17 protein-coding genes and 1 pseudogene are annotated in these 16,394 nt (G+C 62.1%); 10 read left to right on the top strand and 8 right to left on the bottom strand.

Annotated features, from left to right (window positions below; all coding sequences use genetic code 11):
* Position 1 precedes the first annotated feature (1 nt).
* Genes J3D46_RS09475 through J3D46_RS09465 form a run of 3 tightly spaced genes read right to left on the bottom strand, consistent with a single transcriptional unit; the run spans position 2 to position 3,101 of the window.
* The gene (locus J3D46_RS09475; RefSeq protein WP_231340983.1) at positions 2 to 1,252 is read right to left on the bottom strand and encodes an acyl-CoA dehydrogenase family protein; all 1,251 of its coding nucleotides are present in this window, start codon (positions 1,250 to 1,252) and stop codon (positions 2 to 4) included.
* Positions 1,249 to 2,145, bottom strand: coding sequence for an amidohydrolase family protein (locus J3D46_RS09470; RefSeq protein ID WP_231340984.1), 897 nt, complete (start codon positions 2,143 to 2,145; stop codon positions 1,249 to 1,251). The genes J3D46_RS09475 and J3D46_RS09470 overlap by 4 nt, the downstream gene beginning before the upstream one ends.
* Before the next feature lie 2 nt (positions 2,146 to 2,147).
* Positions 2,148 to 3,101 (bottom strand): SDR family NAD(P)-dependent oxidoreductase, encoded by a 954-nt coding sequence (locus tag J3D46_RS09465; protein ID WP_231340985.1) that lies wholly within the window; start codon positions 3,099 to 3,101, stop codon positions 2,148 to 2,150.
* A 139-nt stretch (positions 3,102 to 3,240) separates the two neighbouring features.
* On the opposite strand from J3D46_RS09465, the gene J3D46_RS09460 reads away from it, so the two are divergent.
* The gene (locus J3D46_RS09460) at positions 3,241 to 3,699 is read left to right on the top strand and encodes a MarR family winged helix-turn-helix transcriptional regulator (RefSeq protein ID WP_231340986.1); all 459 of its coding nucleotides are present in this window, start codon (positions 3,241 to 3,243) and stop codon (positions 3,697 to 3,699) included.
* A gap of 101 nt (positions 3,700 to 3,800) precedes the next feature.
* A complete protein-coding gene (locus J3D46_RS09455; protein ID WP_231340987.1) occupies positions 3,801 to 4,043 on the top strand; it encodes a hypothetical protein in 243 nt (80 codons plus the stop codon).
* A gap of 18 nt (positions 4,044 to 4,061) precedes the next feature.
* Here J3D46_RS09455 and J3D46_RS09450 read toward each other — a convergent pair whose 3' ends face one another.
* Together J3D46_RS09450 and J3D46_RS09445 are read right to left on the bottom strand one after the other, a co-directional pair.
* Positions 4,062 to 4,523, bottom strand: a complete 462-nt coding sequence (locus J3D46_RS09450) for a GatB/YqeY domain-containing protein (RefSeq protein ID WP_231340988.1) — start codon at positions 4,521 to 4,523, stop codon at positions 4,062 to 4,064.
* A gap of 72 nt (positions 4,524 to 4,595) precedes the next feature.
* Entirely contained in the window at positions 4,596 to 5,876 is a 1,281-nt protein-coding gene (locus J3D46_RS09445; RefSeq protein ID WP_253466641.1) for an NAD(P)/FAD-dependent oxidoreductase, read from the bottom strand.
* A 133-nt stretch (positions 5,877 to 6,009) separates the two neighbouring features.
* Here J3D46_RS09445 and J3D46_RS09440 point away from each other — a divergent pair, with 133 nt between their 5' ends.
* Positions 6,010 to 6,300 carry a hypothetical protein gene (locus J3D46_RS09440; RefSeq protein ID WP_231340990.1) on the top strand — a complete coding sequence of 97 codons (291 nt, stop codon included), beginning with the start codon at positions 6,010 to 6,012 and terminating at the stop codon, positions 6,298 to 6,300.
* Positions 6,284 to 6,786 (top strand): annotated as a pseudogene (locus J3D46_RS09435) (NAD(P)H-hydrate dehydratase). The gene J3D46_RS09440 and the pseudogene J3D46_RS09435 overlap by 17 nt, the downstream one beginning before the upstream one ends.
* Positions 6,787 to 6,790: 4 nt before the next feature.
* Here the strand turns inward: J3D46_RS09435 and J3D46_RS09430 are convergent.
* Together J3D46_RS09430 and J3D46_RS09425 are read right to left on the bottom strand one after the other, a co-directional pair.
* Complete coding sequence (locus J3D46_RS09430) at positions 6,791 to 7,399, bottom strand: dihydrofolate reductase family protein (protein WP_231340991.1); 609 nt, start codon at positions 7,397 to 7,399, stop codon at positions 6,791 to 6,793.
* A 126-nt stretch (positions 7,400 to 7,525) separates the two neighbouring features.
* Entirely contained in the window at positions 7,526 to 9,085 is a 1,560-nt protein-coding gene (locus J3D46_RS09425; protein WP_253466638.1) for a glycoside hydrolase family 32 protein, read from the bottom strand.
* A 346-nt stretch (positions 9,086 to 9,431) separates the two neighbouring features.
* Here J3D46_RS09425 and J3D46_RS09420 point away from each other — a divergent pair, with 346 nt between their 5' ends.
* From J3D46_RS09420 to J3D46_RS09395, 6 genes are all read left to right on the top strand, one after another.
* Positions 9,432 to 10,868, top strand: coding sequence for a GH32 C-terminal domain-containing protein (locus J3D46_RS09420; RefSeq protein ID WP_253466635.1), 1,437 nt, complete (start codon positions 9,432 to 9,434; stop codon positions 10,866 to 10,868).
* Positions 10,869 to 10,921: 53 nt separating this feature from the next.
* Positions 10,922 to 12,259: an ABC transporter substrate-binding protein gene (locus J3D46_RS09415; RefSeq protein WP_253466632.1), complete on the top strand. Its 1,338-nt coding sequence runs from the start codon at positions 10,922 to 10,924 to the stop codon at positions 12,257 to 12,259.
* 46 nt (positions 12,260 to 12,305) lie between these two features.
* Positions 12,306 to 13,184 (top strand): carbohydrate ABC transporter permease, encoded by an 879-nt coding sequence (locus J3D46_RS09410; protein ID WP_231340995.1) that lies wholly within the window; start codon positions 12,306 to 12,308, stop codon positions 13,182 to 13,184.
* Positions 13,184 to 14,086 (top strand): carbohydrate ABC transporter permease, encoded by a 903-nt coding sequence (locus tag J3D46_RS09405; protein ID WP_231340996.1) that lies wholly within the window; start codon positions 13,184 to 13,186, stop codon positions 14,084 to 14,086. Before J3D46_RS09410 ends, J3D46_RS09405 begins: the two co-directional genes overlap by 1 nt.
* A gap of 38 nt (positions 14,087 to 14,124) precedes the next feature.
* Positions 14,125 to 15,207 (top strand): LacI family DNA-binding transcriptional regulator, encoded by a 1,083-nt coding sequence (locus J3D46_RS09400; protein WP_253466630.1) that lies wholly within the window; start codon positions 14,125 to 14,127, stop codon positions 15,205 to 15,207.
* Between the two features lie 109 nt (positions 15,208 to 15,316).
* Positions 15,317 to 15,970, top strand: a complete 654-nt coding sequence (locus J3D46_RS09395) for a DedA family protein (protein ID WP_231340997.1) — start codon at positions 15,317 to 15,319, stop codon at positions 15,968 to 15,970.
* Positions 15,971 to 15,982: 12 nt separating this feature from the next.
* Here J3D46_RS09395 and arr read toward each other — a convergent pair whose 3' ends face one another.
* Positions 15,983 to 16,393 carry an NAD(+)--rifampin ADP-ribosyltransferase gene (arr, locus tag J3D46_RS09390; RefSeq protein WP_231340998.1) on the bottom strand — a complete coding sequence of 137 codons (411 nt, stop codon included), beginning with the start codon at positions 16,391 to 16,393 and terminating at the stop codon, positions 15,983 to 15,985.
* Position 16,394 lies beyond the last annotated feature (1 nt).

The raw sequence follows: 16,394 nt of genomic DNA, 5'->3' as shown, positions 1-16,394 counted from the left end.
TTTAGTTGGTAAAGGCGCTGGCGCCGGTGAGGGCGCGGCCGATGATGAGGGCGTTGATTTCGTGGGTGCCCTCGTAGGAATAGACAGCCTCGGCGTCGGCGTGGAAACGCGCGACGTCGGCGGCGAGGGTGATGCCGTTGCCGCCCACGACTTCGCGGGCGAGGGCGACGGTTTCGCGCATCATCAGGGACGTCTGCATTTTGGCCAGGGCCGAGTCCTGGTCCCGGTAGATCCCCCAGCCCTGCTGCTCGGTGAGCCGCACCACCAACGACAAACTCGCGGTGATGTTGCCCAGCATGCGGGCCAGTTTCTCCTGGACCAGTTGGAACGAACCCAGTGACCGGCCGAACTGCTGCCGTTCCCTCACATACGCCAGGGCGGCTTCGAACGCCCCGGCCTGGATACCGGTGGCGATCCAGGCAACATCGGATCTCATCGCCCGCAGCATCGCCGCGACGTCCTTAAACGAGTTCACGTTATGCAGGCGCATTCCCTCCGGAACCCGGACACTGTCCAGGGTGATGTGGGCGTTCTGCATCATCCGCAGCGAAGTTTTACCCTGGATCTTCTCCAGGGACACCCCGGGAGCGGTGCGGTCCACGAGGAAAGCTTTGACCTGCCCGTCGGCGACATCGCGGGCGAACACACACAACACATCCGCCGTGGAGGCTCCCCCGATCCACCGCTTCGCACCGTCCAGAACCCAGCTACCGCCGTCGGATCCAGTTCCGCCGTCGGGGTCTGTTCCTGGGCTTGGTTCGTAGCGGGCGGTGGTGGCGAGCCCGCCAGCGATGTCCGAACCATGGTCCGGTTCGGTCAACGAGAAAACGCCTTTGAGGGAGAAGTCCAGGACCCTGGGCATCCATTCCTTCTGCTGCTCCTCGGAGGCACCGACGCGGATCGCGGTCCGGAACAAACCAGACTGGGCGTTGAACCAAGTAGCCAATGAAGCATCCGTGCGGGCGAGCTCGAAATTCCGGAACCCGTGGAAGATCCCCCGCGCGGGAGCCTCAACGGTCAGCTCGGCCGGCTCCATCAGGTCAAGATCAATCAACGGCCGGGCCAACTGCTCAGGGAACTCCCCACGCTCCCAATACTCGGCCAGCAACGGCTTGGCCGCGGTCTCCAGGAAGTCCCGCAAGCGGCCCAAAACCCGGCGCTCTTCGGTGGTCAGGAGCGCTTCGGCGTCGTACCAGTCGGCGACGGAGTACAGCCGCTGCTCCACACCTGTTGCTGTCGTCGTGGTGCTCATCCCAAGCCGCCCAGTCCCAGGAGCCGGACCGCGTTGTCCTTGAGGATCTTGGGACGGACCTCGTCCTTGAGCGGCAGGTCCGCGAATGCGCCCAGCCACTTTTGCGGGGTGATCAGCGGGAAGTCCGTGCCGAACAACACCTTGTCCTGCAACACCGAATTCGAGGCTTTCACCAAGGATTCCGGGAAGTACTTCGGCGACCACCCGGACAGGTCGATGAACACGTTGGACTTGTGCGTCGCGATCGAGTTCGCCTCGTCCTGCCACGGCACCGAGGGGTGGGCCATGATGATTTGTAGGCCCGGGAAATCAGCAGCCACCGCATCGAGCAACAACGGGTTCGAGTACGCCAGCTTGATCCCATACCCGCCCGGAAGACCAGCCCCCATGCCGTTCTGGCCCGTGTGGAAAATACACGGCAACCCCAACTCCTGCAGGGCCTCCCACAACGGGTAGAACGCTTCATTGGACGGGTCGAAGCCCTGCAACGAGGGATGGAACTTGAAACCCCGGGCGCCGAGCTCAACAGCTTGGTGCTTGGCCCCGGCGATCGCGTCCTCCCCCGTCCGCGGGTCCACACTGCCGAACGGAATCAGCACATCATTGTTCCGCGCAGCCCCGGCAATCAGCTCCGGGATGCTGTTCGGTTCGTGCTTGAGCTGCGTCCGGGCATCCACCGTGAAAACGACGGCGGCCATGTTGAGTTCGCGGTACACCTCCGCAATCCTGTCCAGCGACGGTGTCCGGTCCTCGGCCTTGAAGTACTTCGCCGACGCCTCCGTCAACGCCTCCGGGAGTGAGCCATGCCCGCAACTGTCCACCTCGAGATGGACATGCATGTCGATCGCATCCAGCCCGGAGGCGTCGATGCCCAGTTCGTAACGGTCTGCCATGATCAGCGCGCCTGAACCGCTTCAGATTTAGCCGGCTCGGGCTGCAACTCCGCGGGCAAGGGCAGGAATTCCTCGCCGAAGCTCTGCAGCGCCTCTGCGCCAAACAGCGAGCCGGCGTTCTCCTGCAGCGCCTCGTAGCTCCAGCCGCCCTCTCGGTACTCAGTGCTCGCCGCGGTCGGGTGCGTCCAGACCTGCAACCGGTCACCACCGGCACCAATCGCCTGGCCCGTGATCCCGGTGGCCTCATCAGAGGCGAGGAAGGCAATCAGCCCGGCAACGTCGTCGGCCGTTCCAAAACCAAGATCGTGACGGAAGAACGACGGCATCGCCTCGCCACGCTCGTCAGCCTCGACAGCTTTCTGGAAATACGGCACCGTCTTGGTCATTGCTGTTGCCGCCACCGGAATCACCGAATTCACCGTCACACCGGCCCTCTTCATCTCCAGGGCCCACGTGCGCACCATGCCGACGATGCCGGCCTTCGCCGCGGCGTAATTGCTCTGGCCAAAGTTGCCGCGCTGGCCGGTCGGCGAACCAATCGTGATGATCCGGCCGGGGATGTTGTTCTCCTTGAAGTACGCAAACGCCTCACGGACACACGTGAATGTGCCTTTCAGGTGGACGTTGATGACGACGTCAAAATCCTCATCCGTCATCTTCAACAAGCTCTTGTCCCGCAGAATCCCGGCGTTCGTCACCAGAATGTCCAGCCCGCCAAACGCCTCCACAGCACCGGCCACCAACGCCTTCGCAGCATCCGTCGAACCCACCGGAACCACCACCGCCGTAGCCCGACCGCCGTCGGCCTCAATCAGCGCAACAGCCTCCGCCGCAGTCTCAGCATTCACGTCATTAATCACGACGGCGGCACCCCGGCGGGCGAGTTCCCTCGCGTAAGCGAGTCCAAGACCCTGCCCACTCCCAGTAACGATTGCAACCTTGCCGTTCAAGCTCATGGCGTGCTCCTTCGCATGCAGTAACCGGCTGACGCCGGTGGGGCCGATCCCACAGCATCGTGAGATCCTTGTCATGATCAATGAGAATACGGATCATTGAAAAAGTCAACGATTGTTTTTCATTACTATTGGAGTTGTCATGGGCCCGCAAAGCACCGAAGTGGAAACCCCGCGCCTGGCCGCAGCAAAAATCGGCAGTGATGTGGGCCTGTTGCTGGCCAAACTGCACGCCACGGGTTCGCTGCTGAACAACAAGGCGCTGGCGGATTACGGACTGAGGGAACGCTCATTTTCCGTGCTGACTCTCGCGTGCAGCGGGCTGGAACCCACGCAGCGGGAGCTCGCTGATTTCCTCAGCCTGGACCCAAGCCAGGTGGTCAGCCTCGTGGACGATCTCGAACACCGCGGCCTGGTCACACGAGCCCAGGGCAAGCAGGACCGCCGGGCGAAGATCATCGTCTCCACAGCCGAGGGCCGGCGGATCCACAACAAGGCGCGGGCCGCGCTGGAAGTTTGCGAGGAGACGCAGCTCGCCGCATTGACCGACGAGGAGAATGTGCAACTGAGGGCGCTGCTCAAGAAGGCGCTCTGGGGCTAGGCACGCGCTACAGCCCGAATGGACATCTGCACAGTCATTCGGGTAGATCGTGGGCGGTTGTCCATATCGGAGGGCGAGCGCATGTGTCAGGATCAGTGACCATGAACCTTCCGCTCTTCCACGATCCCCTGCAGGGCTCCGTCAGCGTTGACGCCCCAGTGCGTGATCCCAAGATTGGACGCGACGCAGCGTTCCGTCGCGATCCGCAGCTCCGTGCCACTCCTCCTAAAGCCAGGCCGGCGGGCCATGAATCAAGGCCTCACCGAAGCGCCCGCCAACGCGAGGTAGCCAAGGTAGCCGACGACCTCCGGGCCTTGATGGCCCGAACGGCCGCCAAACACTGACCTGTTTGCGGGGTTGCTCTAGGCCAAGCGTCCGCGCACAATTTCGCTGACGGTCTTGCCGTCGAAACGACCGGCTACCTTGGCGGTGACGGGCTTCATGACGGCCCCAATGGAACGCATGGAAAGTTCCTGGCCGTCGGCCTTCAGGGCGTCGATGGCTTCGTCAACGATGGATTCCACTTCTTCCCGGGTGAGTGCCTTGGGAAGGTATTCCTCGATGATCTCCGCTTCTGCCACCTCGGCTGCCGCCCGGTCCGCCTCGCCGGCCTCGGTGTAAATACGGGCCGTATCCCGGCGCTTCGCAGCTTCCTTCTGCAGCAGCGACGTCACTTGCACGTCGTCGAGTTCCACAGGGGTCTTGCCCGACTTCTCCCGTGTGGTGATCTCACCCAGCACGTTGCGCACCGTGGTCAGCGCGATCTTGTTTCCGGCTTTCATGTGGTCAACGACGTCGGCCTTCAGGCGTTCTTTGAGGGTCATGATGCTCCTTGTTCGGGATTCCTACTCATATCTTCGCAGCTTGCGCACACCCTCGACCCGAAGGACGTGACATCATGGCTTCCCGCTGGCCGCCTGCTCGGGCCCTTCCTTTTCGATAGGCCCGCTGACCACCACTTGAGCGGGGCTGTGAAGGATGTATCCGTTGAGCCACGAAAACAGGGCACGGATCTTTTGTTGCAAGCCCGACAACAGGGCCAGATGTACCAACAGCCATGAAAGGAAGGCAAAAACGCCCTGCAACTGGATCCGTTTGCGGCCGAGCTCCGCAACGGCGGCACCCCGTCCGATCATCGCCATGTACCCCTTGTCGACGTACCGGAACGGGGTACGGGTCCCACCCTTGAGATCCGCAAGGATGTTTGATGCGGCCCACTTACCTGCCTGTTGAGCCACCGACCCCAGCTGCGGCAACTTCGCACCCGTGGAATCGGTGATGTTGGCGCAATCCCCGACGACGTACACGCCCTCCACATCCGGAGCAGTCAGGTCCGTATCAACGTCAATGCGGCCCCCTCTCCCCTGGGTCAGTCCGGAGCCGGCAATAAGATCGCCCGCTTTCAGGCCTCCGGCCCACACCACGATCTGGCCAGGTACGGAACTCCCATCGGCCAAGGTCACGCCGTCAGCGCGGACCTCGGTAACACCAACTCCCATGTGAAGTTGGACCCCCACCTTCTTCAAGTGTTCTGTTGCGTAGCTCTGGGATTTTGAGGAGAACATGTTCAACACGCTGGGAACCATGTCCACGAGGTGCACACGGCAGCGCGCTGCGAGCTCCGGCGAGAAGTATTTGCGAACCACGTACTTGACGTTCTCGGCCATTGCCCCGGCAGTTTCAACTCCAGTGGGGCCGCCTCCCACCACTACTACATCCACGGAACCGTCAGGCTTTCTGTCCGCCTGGTCCAGCAACCGCGTCAGGCCTGTGCCGAGCCGGGTGGCGTCGGTGACGGAATACAACGGGAAAGCCAGTTCTTCCGCCCCAGGGGTGTTGAAGAAGTTCGGGACGGCCCCGACAGCAATAACCAGGATTTCGGCGCGCATCGTTTGGCCATCAGCAGTTGTGACCGCCCGCTCTCCCGCATTGACGGTGTCCACCTTGGCGGTCAGGACTTTCACCGTCTTGTAGCGGCGGAAAACTGAACGCAGCGGCCGGGCGATGGCCGACACGCCAATCTGGGACGTCGCTACCTGATATAGGAGTGGCTGGAACTGGTGGTAGTTGTTTGAGTCGATCAGCAAGACGCGCACACCCTTGCGGCCAAGTTCTTTGGCAGCTGCAACTCCGGCGAATCCGGCACCGGCAATGATGACCTGATATGAGTCCTCCATGCGAGCAACCTACTTCACCGCGGGTTCCGGGAACAGGGTTCCCCGATCGCCGTCGTGCGTTTATTCTCTGGACCGGTGGGTACCCAGTGGGTAGTGTTCTGCATTCGGCAACGCACGCGGAGGAGTGATCTTTGTGAACGAGGACGGGCTGACGGACGCGGTGCAGGAAGCCGGTGCCGTGGAGTTGCTGCTGATCCGGCACGGTGAAAGCGAAGGCAACGTGGCCGCGACAGAGGCGAGCTTGGCCGGAGCCGAGACCATCCAGGCGACCACGTCGGTGCTGAATGCGTCGATCACCCGTTACGTGCGTCCTACGGGTGCGGGCCCCTGGGAACTGGAGAGTTTCAATGTGGCTGACCATCTGGCCGAGCAGGGAGTGGCAGTGACCGAACATGCAGGGGACGCCAATGTCCACCCGCAGTGAATCCGGTGCCACCATCCTGGTGACGCCCTCGCTGCTGCGTGACTGGCCGTTGCCGGAACCGGGCGAGGACAAGTACTCGCGGGGAGCTGTGCTGGTGATCGGAGGGGCCCGGACCACGCCCGGCGCGGCGCTGCTGGTCGGGACGTGAAAGACCTCGAACGCGATGTTGCCGCCGTGGCAGATCGGTTTGATGCCGTGGTGAGCTGCCAGGGCGTCATTGCCGAGCCGTCGGGCGCCGGCGCGAAGTTATGGAAGATCACCACCGGGCACGGCGGACTGGGGACGTCCGGCAGCGGTGACGTTCTCGCTGGCGCCGTCGCCGGGCTGCGGGCGCGGGGAACCAGCGACGCGCAGGCCGCCTGTTGGGGAACCCACCTTCACGCTGCGGCGGCGGACCGTTTGGCCAGCAAGCTCGGCCCGCTGGGTTTCCTGGCACGCGAACTGGCCGCCGAACTGCCGGCACTGATGCTTGAGCTCAACACCTGAGCCCTCAGCGACGTACCCGGTAGATCAAGTGGGTCACCCGGTTACCCGGAACGATCACCGGCTCGTCAAGCATGATGTCACCATCGAGCTCTCCGAACCACCGTATGCCGCTCCCGAGCAGTGCCGGCACGAGGTCCACGCGCAGTTCGTCGACCAGCCCGCGGCGCAAGCACTGCTGAACGACGTCCGCGCCCGCGACGCCAATTTCTCCGCCTGCCGCGAGGTCGGCAGCACGATCAAATGCCGATTCCAGGTCCGCGACGAACTCGAACGGCACGGGCCTGCCGTCCCGCCTGATGGGCGGCCAATCCGCCGGGGGTTCGCGGTGGGTCAACACCACCGTCGGCGATTCGTTGGGTGGATGCCCGCCCCACCCTTTCGTCATGTCGAAGATTCGGCGGCCGGCGATGAACGCGCCCTCGCGCGGAAGGGAGGTCCAGTACGCAGCATCGGCCTCGCTGAGGTGGAACGGAACAGGGTGTCCCGGCATCCAGGTTTCAACGCTTCCGGCCTCGTACCAGTCGAATAGGGGGCCGATCCCGTCATCGTCGCGGGCAATGAAGCCGTCGAGGGACATCGAAAACTGGGCGGACACACGGCTGTTCCTGTACATGCAATCAGTGTCGTGGCAGCGTCCCGGTTGTCAAGGCTGGAACCATCAACTGACAGCGACGTACGACGGCGACGCGTCCGCCCGCTGGAGCGTCGCCGTCGTACTTTCCGCCTTGGTGGACGGCCCCTAAATGGCGTTCCCGAACTCGCGGATGGTGATTCCGGTGAAGTTGGCCGGGCCGCCGTCGGCATAGAGGGAAATCCCTGTGTCGCCGTCTGCGAAATGCACCTGCTGGGAGACCACCGTATGCCCGGAGTTCACAAACACCTCCACACTTTGCGTGTCAACGAATATGCGCAGGTGAACAGACCGCGCGTTGGCGTCGATGGGTGCTGCAGCGCGCGTGTACGGCGCCAGTGCGTAGCCGCTTTGGTCCGAGGGTGCGCGGTCGACGTACAGTTCAGCACCGTACTTCCCGATGTTGGTGTGGCGCGCGCCATCCGGCGAGCGGCCCACCGATACCCCAACGTTCGCGGCCGTGTCCCAGGAGATATCGAGCTCCAGCTCATACGCCCGCCCGCCCCACGGCAGTACGAAGCTGCCGTTGACGCTGCGATCCGGAAGGGTGGTGGTCGACGTGACGTAGTTGGAAAGCGCCTGAACGGGGGCGCTGAGCAAGGTGTACCAGCCACCCGATTGGCGCTCAAGCCTGAGTTCGCGCGTGATGGAATTCTGTCCGTTGTAACCATCGGATACGTCCGTGGGCACGTCGCGGGCCGCGTATTTCCAGTTGTTCATCCACGCGGTGGCAAGGCGCTTGGTCTCAGGTGCTTCCACGGCCGGCCAGGTCACGGCGGCGTACCAGTCCCATCCCCAGTCAAGCCACTGCGGTGTGAGGTTGTCCGCGATGAACGCTGTGCCGTTCCATGAACCTGTCCAGTAGGCAAAGGTCATGGGCAGGCCAATGCTGTAGGCGTCCATGCTCGCGCCGAACACCCAATGCCGGGTGCCGTCTCCGGCTGTCATCTCGAACAGGTCCGGGCATTCGATGCCGCCCAGGGCGTGGTTGGGGAAGTCGAAGTTGGACTTCCATTGCCAGTCCCTCAGGTTGGGAGAGGTGTAGAAGGCAGCGTAGCGGGCCCTGCCGATGACACAAACCCACTCGTTCCGCGCCGCATCCCAGTGAATCTTGGGGTCACGGAACCATTCAGCGTTCTCTATTTCCGCCGAGGTGGTGGCCGTTCGTCCGTCAGTGTTCACGATCACCGGGTCAGGCAATGCGGTAAAGGTGTAGCCGCCATCCGTGGACCAGTAAAGATACTGTTCCTGGAATTTCCGGATGCCGTCCGTGGGTTGGGTGGCGAGCGCGATCACGGCGCCCGCCCCGAAGCCTGCCGTGTTGGCGGTGTCCACGACGGCCGATCCCGACCACACCGGGAAGTCCGGCTGCAGTGGCATCACCACGCCCTGGTGGGTGTACGACACACCGTCACTCGTGGTCGCGTGGTCCCATCCGCCCGGTCCGTTGTTCTGGCCGGAGTGCAGGTAGTAGAGCTGGTAGGCGCCGTTGGTATGAACGGGACGCTGCGGATCACACAGCCATCCCGATGGCGGAGTCATGTGGTAGATCGCCCGGAGGGATGCCTGGGCGTGCGCTGCTACAGGGACGGCACTGGACATCAGAAGTGCCAGTGCGCCAACTCCTGCACCTTGCAGGGCAGTGCGGCGAGAGATGTCATACGTCATTGATTCGTTTCCTCTCAAGGTTTGGCAGGCACGACGGCGCGCCAAACGTCATTCGGCGGTAATGAACGGGCGCGGGCTGCCGGATGCGGTTCCGGGGCAGCCTGATGCTGCACGTCATGTGGGAGAGCTGGATCGGTACTCGTGGCCTGGTCCGTACGGCTCAGCATCGAGCGGTCCGGTAAGTCATCGGCTACGCAGGACATTAGTGGCAGGGGTTCCGACGGTCAAGCGTTTTAGCACCACTACTTTTACTGAAAATGAATTTTGCTAAAACGCTTGAACACAGATGGTTTTCGCGCTAGCTTACGAGTGATCAAACGCTTTAGCAGAATGGACATCAGCGCAGATGAAACGCTCAGTCTTCTTCCAACCCGCCGACGGATGGGTTGGGGACCTCATCCCCTTCGAGAAGGACGGGGAGTTCTGGCTCTTCTACCTTCACGAAGACCGCTCCGACCCGAAGCCCGGAACCTCATGGAACCTTGTTACCACCAAGGACCTCACGCAGTTTGAGGACCACGGCGTTTCCCTGCACCATGGCAGCGAAACCGACCTGGACTTCAACGCCTATACCGGCAGCATCGTCACGGACGAGTCCGGCATCCACCACTTGTTCTACACAGGCCAGAACCCCCGCAACCTGGGACCCGACGGCGCGCCGCTCCAGCTGGTCATGCACGCCACGAGCACCGATGGCATGCGGACCTGGCAAAAACACCCGGAACTGACTTTCGGCGCTCCGGACGGTTACGAGTCCGGTGACTGGCGGGATCCCTTCGTGTTTTGGGATGACAGCAAGTCGCAATGGAAGATGCTGTTGGCAGCCCGGCATTCCACCGGGCCTGAACGGCGCCGCGGAGTCATCGCGCAGTGTGTGTCCAGTGATCTGATGACCTGGCAGCACACCGAGCCGTTCTGGGATCCGCGCCGTTACATCACCCACGAATGCCCGGACGTGTTCGCCTGGGGTGACTGGTGGTACATGGTGTACTCCGAGTTCTCGGAATCGTTCACCACCCGCTACCGGATGGCCAAGAGCCCGGATGGGCCATGGATCGTGCCGGACCTGGACAGCATCGACGGGCGCGCCTTCTACGCGTCAAAGTCCGCCGAGCGCGACGGGCGACGATTCTTCTTCGGATGGATCGCCAGCAAGGAAGGCAACCGCGATCAAGGGCCGTGGCAGTGGGCTGGCACCATGTCCGTGCTGGAAGCCCGCCAAAACCCCGACGGGACACTCGCTTTCTCCTTCGCGGATGAGCTGGTGGAGAGCTTCTGGGACGACGTTCCGGTATCCCTGACCAGCGCGTTGCCGGCCCGGCTGGCCGTGCCGGACGGATACTCCGCCCTGATCTCCGCGGAAGAGCTGCCGGATCAGTTCTACGCCAAGGCTGTGCTGGACATCGCGGCCAACACCACCGAGTGCGGGCTGCTGCTCCGCTCAAGCCACGACGGCGACCATTCCTACGTCCTGCGTCTGGAACCCAAGCGCGGCCGGCTCGTCTTCGACCGCTGGCCGCGCACCATCACAGGCGATGCGCAGTGGCACGTCTCCGGCGACGTCCCGTTCGACGTCGAACTGGAGCGGCCCTGTGACCTCACCCCGGGCGTGCACACCCTTGAGGTCATCGTCGACGGCGACATTTGCGTCGCCGTCGTCGACCGTCAGGTGGCGCTCAGCGCCAGGATTTACGACCTCGCTTCCGGACGGATCGGCGTCTTCGCCGGCGAAGGAAACGTCACTGTCACCGAACTTGAGGTACGTCAGCGCACCGACAACTGAATACTCCGCCCTACCCCAACCAACCTCTGTTCCAATCAAGGGAGATTGCCGCAATGAAGAAACTATTCCGTGCTGCCGCCGTCGCGGCCGTCGCAGCCTTGGCGTTGACGGCCTGCGGCGGCGGAGGGAGCACCAGCGACCCCGCCAACGTCAGCCCCACCGGGGAGATCAAACCCCGCGAAATATCGTGGCTCCTCTCCAGGCCCGCCGATGGGGCGGTGATCAACATCATGAAGAAGCTCGCCGATGACTACGCCAAGGACCACCCGGGCTTCGCGCTAAACCTCATCACCACCCCGGACCGCCCCTCCTACATCCAGAAACTCGAAACCCTGGCCGCGGCAAACAAGCTCCCCGAACTGTTCGACACGGACGCCACCCCCTTCGCCCAGCAGCTGGCGAAGCAAGGCAAGATGGTGGACGCCGACAAGCTGCTGAAGTCGCTGGACCTCTATGATGACTACCGCCCCGGCGCACTGGACTACCAACGCTTCGACGACGGCTCCCTGTACATGATCCCGTTCCAGTTCGAGCTGGAATTCATCTGGTACAACAAGGCCTTGCTGGAAAAAGCAGGCGTGACTGTGCCTGCATCCTTGGACGACGTCCCCGCGATGTGCACCGCTTTGCGCAACGCAGGAATCACGCCGATCGCCATCGACGGGCAGGACCAGTGGCCGCTGGAACGCTACGTCGCGTACCAGCCGTTCCGGGCCGCTGGACCGGATTTCGTCCAGAAACTGAAGAAGGGCGAGGCTGCGTTCAGCGATCCCGCGGGCCAAAAGACTGTTCAATGGATGGCTGAACTCGGTAAGGCCAAGTGCTTCCAGGATGGTTTCTCCGCGCAAGGCTACTCGGACGCGCAGAACCAGTTCACCTCCGGCCAGGCCGCGATGTACAACATCGGCACGTGGGAGCTGCCCAGCCTGGCAACCGACAAGCTCAACCCCGATGTCCGGGACGACATCGACTTCTTCACCCTTCCCACCACGTCGGGTTCCGTGACGGCGGCCAACGAGTTCGTCTCACCCTCCGGCATCGGCATGGCAGTGAACTCAAAGACGTACGATCCGCTGGTCAGCGACTTCCTGAAGTTTGCTTTGGAGAAGTACCCGGCAGAATACGCGGCCACCGGAGCGCTCTCCCCCACCACCAATGTGCAGACGACCGTCCCCGCGAACGCCACCCCGTTGTATAAGAAGGCACTCGAAACGGCCAACACACTCGGGGAGAAGCAAGCCATGCCGTGGGACACCCAGCTGGATCCCACCACCAACGGGCGCCTGCAACAAGAGCTCGTCCTCCTGGTCCAAGGCAACATCACGCCCGAACAGTTCACCAAGACCATGGACGACGCCATCAAGCAGAACGCGCCCAAGTTCTTCAAGTAAACCGAAGCGGCGGGGGCCGATAAGGCCCCCGCCCGAAAGGCCCACCATGCTTCCCAACAGGTCAAGGACCTCAGTCCTGGTTTTCCTGCTCCCACCCCTGCTGCTCTACTGCGCAGCTGTCCTCTTCCCGATTCTTCAATCCCTGTTCCTGAGCTTTTTCTCCTGGAACGGCATCAGCGACATGGAGTTCGTAGGTCTTGCCAACTACGTCCGAATGCTGACTGCTGATGACATCTTCTGGCGCTCCTTCTTCAACGCCCTCATCTACCTGGCCATTTGCTTGGTCCTGCAATTGGGCGGTGCACTGGTTGTCGCCAGCCTGCTCACTTCCCTGCGCCGGGGACGTGAACTGATCAAGACCCTGTATTTGCTTCCTGCCGTGATCTCCACGGTCGCCATTGCGTTCCTCTTCGTCCGTATCTACTCCATTGATCCAGTCGGACTGCTGAACCAGCTGCTGCACTGGGTGGGGCTGGGTTCCTTTGAACGGGCCTGGTTGTCCGACGTCAACACCGTCCTGGCCGCCGTGTCCGCCCCGGAAGGATGGCGGTTCACCGGGCTTTACATGCTCATCATTTACGCGGCACTGATCGCCGTGCCCAAGGAACTCGAAGAAGCCGCGGTCCTGGACGGCGCTTCGAAGTGGACGCTCTTCACCAAGATCCGCTTCCCCTACATACGACCCGTCTGGATTACCACCACCATCATGGCCACCACGTACGGCTTGCGGGGCTTCGACATCCCCTACCTCATGACCAATGGCGGCCCGGGACAATCCTCCGAGCTGCTCACTACCTATATGTACAAGACAGCCTTCACCAGCACGGATTTTGGCTACGCAAGCACCATCTCCGTCTTCATCGTGATCGAGTGCCTCGTCGCCGTCGGCCTCATCTTGTTCATGCTCAAGCGGAAGGCAGATTAATGATCACCCAGACAGCACCGGCTACTCCGCGCGCTTCGGCTCCGTCTTCCCCGGTTCATCAGCGACGGCGGCGGAAGCCAAGCTTGTACCGAACGCTCTCGCGGGTCCTGATCATGCTCATCGTGATCGTCCAGGTCTACCCGCTCGCCTGGCTGTTCCTGACCAGCCTGCGGACAGAACACGACTTTGCCACGGGTGATCCGTTCGCGCTTCCCAGCTCCTTGACCTGGGAGAACTACGCCCGGGCCTTCGAAACCGGTGACCTCGGGCGGAACATCCTGAACAGTTTCATCGTCACCATGGGCGCCAACATCCTCATTGTCTTGTTCGGCATGATGGCCGCCTACGCCATCCAGGTCCTTGGGTTCCGCCTCAGCAAATTGGTCCGGGGCCTCTTCCTGATCGGGATCATTGTTCCCGTCCAGATCGCTTTGGTCCCGCTGTTCATCGACTACTCCGCCGTGAACCTGCTGGACACCTACCAGTCGATGATCATTCCGCTGGCCGGTTTCGCCCTGCCGATGTCCATCTACCTTTTCTCGTCCTTCTTCGAATACATTCCGCGGGAAACCTACGAGGCAGCATCACTGGATGGGGCTGGCCCGTACAGGATCTTTGGCCTGATCACCCTGCCGCTGTCCCTCAACACGGTGGTCACCGTGGTGTTGGTGAACAGTATCTTCATCTGGAACGACTTCATCTTCGCCAACACGTTCGTTCTTTCCGAAGACCTCAAGACCATCCCGCTGGGCCTGCAGAACTACATCGGTGCCATGGGCAAGGTCGATTGGACGGCAACTTTCGCCGCCGTCTGCGTGACCATCACGCCGTTGCTGCTGGTGTTCCTGGTCCTTAACAAGGCCATGATCCAAGGCCTTGAGAGCGGAGCGAACAAGGGATGACGCCCATGGCAGACGGATATACTCCTGATGGAGGACAGATGATTTCGCAGGAGAGAGAGTCAGGCAACGCGGCCGCCCAGGGCGTTCCTGTCAAGAAAAGCCACGCCCATCCGGTGACCCTCCGCGAAGTTGCTGAACTGGCCGGCGTGTCCACTGCCACGGTCTCCCTGGTGATCAACAAGAAGAAAAACGCCCGCATTGCCAACGAAACCCGTCAACGCGTCACAGCGGCGATCACCCAACTGGGCTACCGTCCCAACGCCATGGCCCAAACGTTGGTGAGCGGCACGTCCAAGTTCATAGGACTGGTTGCCGACGGCGTAGCCACTACGCCCTTCGCCGGCCAAATCATTCATGGGGCCCAGGACGAAGCCTGGAAACATGGCTACGCGCTGCTGATCGCGAACACCGAGGGCAATCAAGAGCTCGAAAAAGATGCGATTGCCATGATGTTGGAGTACAAAGTACGCGGCATCCTGTATTCCACCTGGTTCCACCGCCCCACCGACATCCCGGAAACCCTCCGGGAATCGGATTTTGTCCTGGTCAACTGTTTCTCCCCGGAGGCCGGAACTGCCAGGGCCGTGGTCCCGGACGAAACACAGGGCGGGCAATCGGCCACGGAACTCCTCCTCCGCGGTGGCCACCGCCGCATCGCCTTCATTAATGCCACCACCCCCGCACCGGCCCGGGACGGTCGACTCCAGGGATACAAGGACGCACTCGAAGCCGCCGGAATTCCCTTCGATCCCGCGCTGGTGCTGGAGGCCTACCCGGATCAGGAGGGCGGCTACGGCGCCACGGGCGACCTGCTCAAGCTCGAGGTCTGTGCGGTGTACTGCTACAACGACCGCATGGCCATGGGACTTTACGATGGCCTGCGGGAAAACGGGCTGTCCATTCCGGACGACATGGCCGTGGTGGGTTTCGATAACCAGGAAGTCATCGCAGCCCACCTGCGTCCGCCGCTGTCCACCGTGTCATTGCCTCACTACGAATTGGGCGCTGCGGGCGTACGCATGCTCTTGGGCCTCGACGCCGCTCCCCTGGAGTCGGCTGTCAAGATCGAATGCCCGCCGGTTGAGCGCGCGTCCGTTGCAGTGCATTCACCAGCCCAGTAATCCTTTCGTTGCCCTTCGGCGTCAGTGGGAATAGCGTTGAGGTGGAAGCCCAGTGGTCCCCCATCACTGGGCTTCCCTTTGGACCCGTACCCCCTGGAAGGAAACTTGCTTGATCGGCTCTTTGGAAGCGACGGGTTCAGCGGACCAATTGACCGGCCTTGTCGGTGTCGCCGCGCAGGTTATCGAAGCCCTTGGCGAATGGGGCGTGGGCTTGCTGACGCTGCTGGAGACAGTCTTTCCCCCGATTCCCAGCGAGGTCATCCTCCCCCTGGCCGGATTCCTTACCCAGCAAGGCAGCATCAGCCTGCTCCTGGTGTTCCTCACCAGCACCCTTGGAGCGTACGCAGGAGCACTGTTGTTGTATTGGCTGGGATACAAGGTGGGGCTGGAACGGTCCATCAACCTGTTGTCGAAACTTCCCCTGGTTGATCGTGAGGATTTCGAGAAAGCCGCCAAATGGTTCGAACGTCACGGCAAGTCGGCCATCTTCTTCGGCAGGCTTTTGCCCGGCGTTCGCAGCCTCATTTCCCTCCCGGCAGGCGCCGAAAGCATGAACCTGGTCACCTTCAGCATCTTCACGATTGCCGGGACCGGGCTGTGGAACGCCTTGCTCATTGGCCTGGGCGCGTTGCTTGGCAAGCAATACCACTTAGTGGACCAGTACTCACGATTCCTCAACTACGCCGTGTACGCAGGTGTGGCCGCTTTCGTGGCATGGCTCATTGTCCGCAAGGTACGACGAGGCAAGGAAAACGCCCAGTAGGGCAGAGCCGCCCTAATTGATAATTTCACCGCGCTCGTCGGACAGGAGTGTTGCCAATCGTTCCTTCCAGGCCTGCAGCGCCTCGGGTGCCAGCCGTGTCCATTCGGCGACTTCGCCAATGACCCTGAGTGGTGCGCTGCTGCGATATGACCGGGTGGGATTGCCGGGAAACTTCTTGTCGGTTACGTTCGGGTCGTTTTCGAAGGGCCCGGTCGGCTCGACGGCGTAGACGCGCGGCTCAGCGTCGCCGGCGGCAAGTTCGGCGGCGAGTCCCGCACCATCTCGAAGAGCCGTGAAATAGATGTGGTTCATCACGACTTCGGGACGGTAGTTGGACCTGAACCCTGCGCCCAGGAAATCACCCTCCCGAAGATTGGCCTTTGTTCCGTGAAAGAACGGTCCTTTGTCCAGCGGTTGGTTCACA

The organism is Paenarthrobacter sp. A20 (genome assembly GCF_024168825.1).
Classification (GTDB): domain Bacteria; phylum Actinomycetota; class Actinomycetes; order Actinomycetales; family Micrococcaceae; genus Arthrobacter.
This window is presented reverse-complemented; position numbering and strand designations above follow the sequence as displayed.

Bases quoted from the DNA above. Each gene is read 5' to 3' on its own strand.
- J3D46_RS09410 (WP_231340995.1), top strand. From the start codon at position 12,306: ATGCTTCCCAACAGGTCAAGGACCTCAGTCCTGGTTTTCCTGCTCCCA.
- J3D46_RS09475 (WP_231340983.1), bottom strand. From the start codon at position 1,252: ATGAGCACCACGACGACAGCAACAGGTGTGGAGCAGCGGCTGTACTCC.
- J3D46_RS09460 (WP_231340986.1), top strand. From the start codon at position 3,241: ATGGGCCCGCAAAGCACCGAAGTGGAAACCCCGCGCCTGGCCGCAGCA.
- J3D46_RS09405 (WP_231340996.1), top strand. From the start codon at position 13,184: ATGATCACCCAGACAGCACCGGCTACTCCGCGCGCTTCGGCTCCGTCT.
- J3D46_RS09470 (WP_231340984.1), bottom strand. From the start codon at position 2,145: ATGGCAGACCGTTACGAACTGGGCATCGACGCCTCCGGGCTGGATGCG.
- J3D46_RS09400 (WP_253466630.1), top strand. From the start codon at position 14,125: ATGATTTCGCAGGAGAGAGAGTCAGGCAACGCGGCCGCCCAGGGCGTT.
- J3D46_RS09425 (WP_253466638.1), bottom strand. From the start codon at position 9,085: ATGACGTATGACATCTCTCGCCGCACTGCCCTGCAAGGTGCAGGAGTT.
- J3D46_RS09420 (WP_253466635.1), top strand. From the start codon at position 9,432: ATGAAACGCTCAGTCTTCTTCCAACCCGCCGACGGATGGGTTGGGGAC.
- J3D46_RS09445 (WP_253466641.1), bottom strand. From the start codon at position 5,876: ATGGAGGACTCATATCAGGTCATCATTGCCGGTGCCGGATTCGCCGGA.
- J3D46_RS09415 (WP_253466632.1), top strand. From the start codon at position 10,922: ATGAAGAAACTATTCCGTGCTGCCGCCGTCGCGGCCGTCGCAGCCTTG.
- J3D46_RS09450 (WP_231340988.1), bottom strand. From the start codon at position 4,523: ATGACCCTCAAAGAACGCCTGAAGGCCGACGTCGTTGACCACATGAAA.
- J3D46_RS09430 (WP_231340991.1), bottom strand. From the start codon at position 7,399: ATGTACAGGAACAGCCGTGTGTCCGCCCAGTTTTCGATGTCCCTCGAC.
- J3D46_RS09465 (WP_231340985.1), bottom strand. From the start codon at position 3,101: ATGAGCTTGAACGGCAAGGTTGCAATCGTTACTGGGAGTGGGCAGGGT.
- J3D46_RS09455 (WP_231340987.1), top strand. From the start codon at position 3,801: ATGAACCTTCCGCTCTTCCACGATCCCCTGCAGGGCTCCGTCAGCGTT.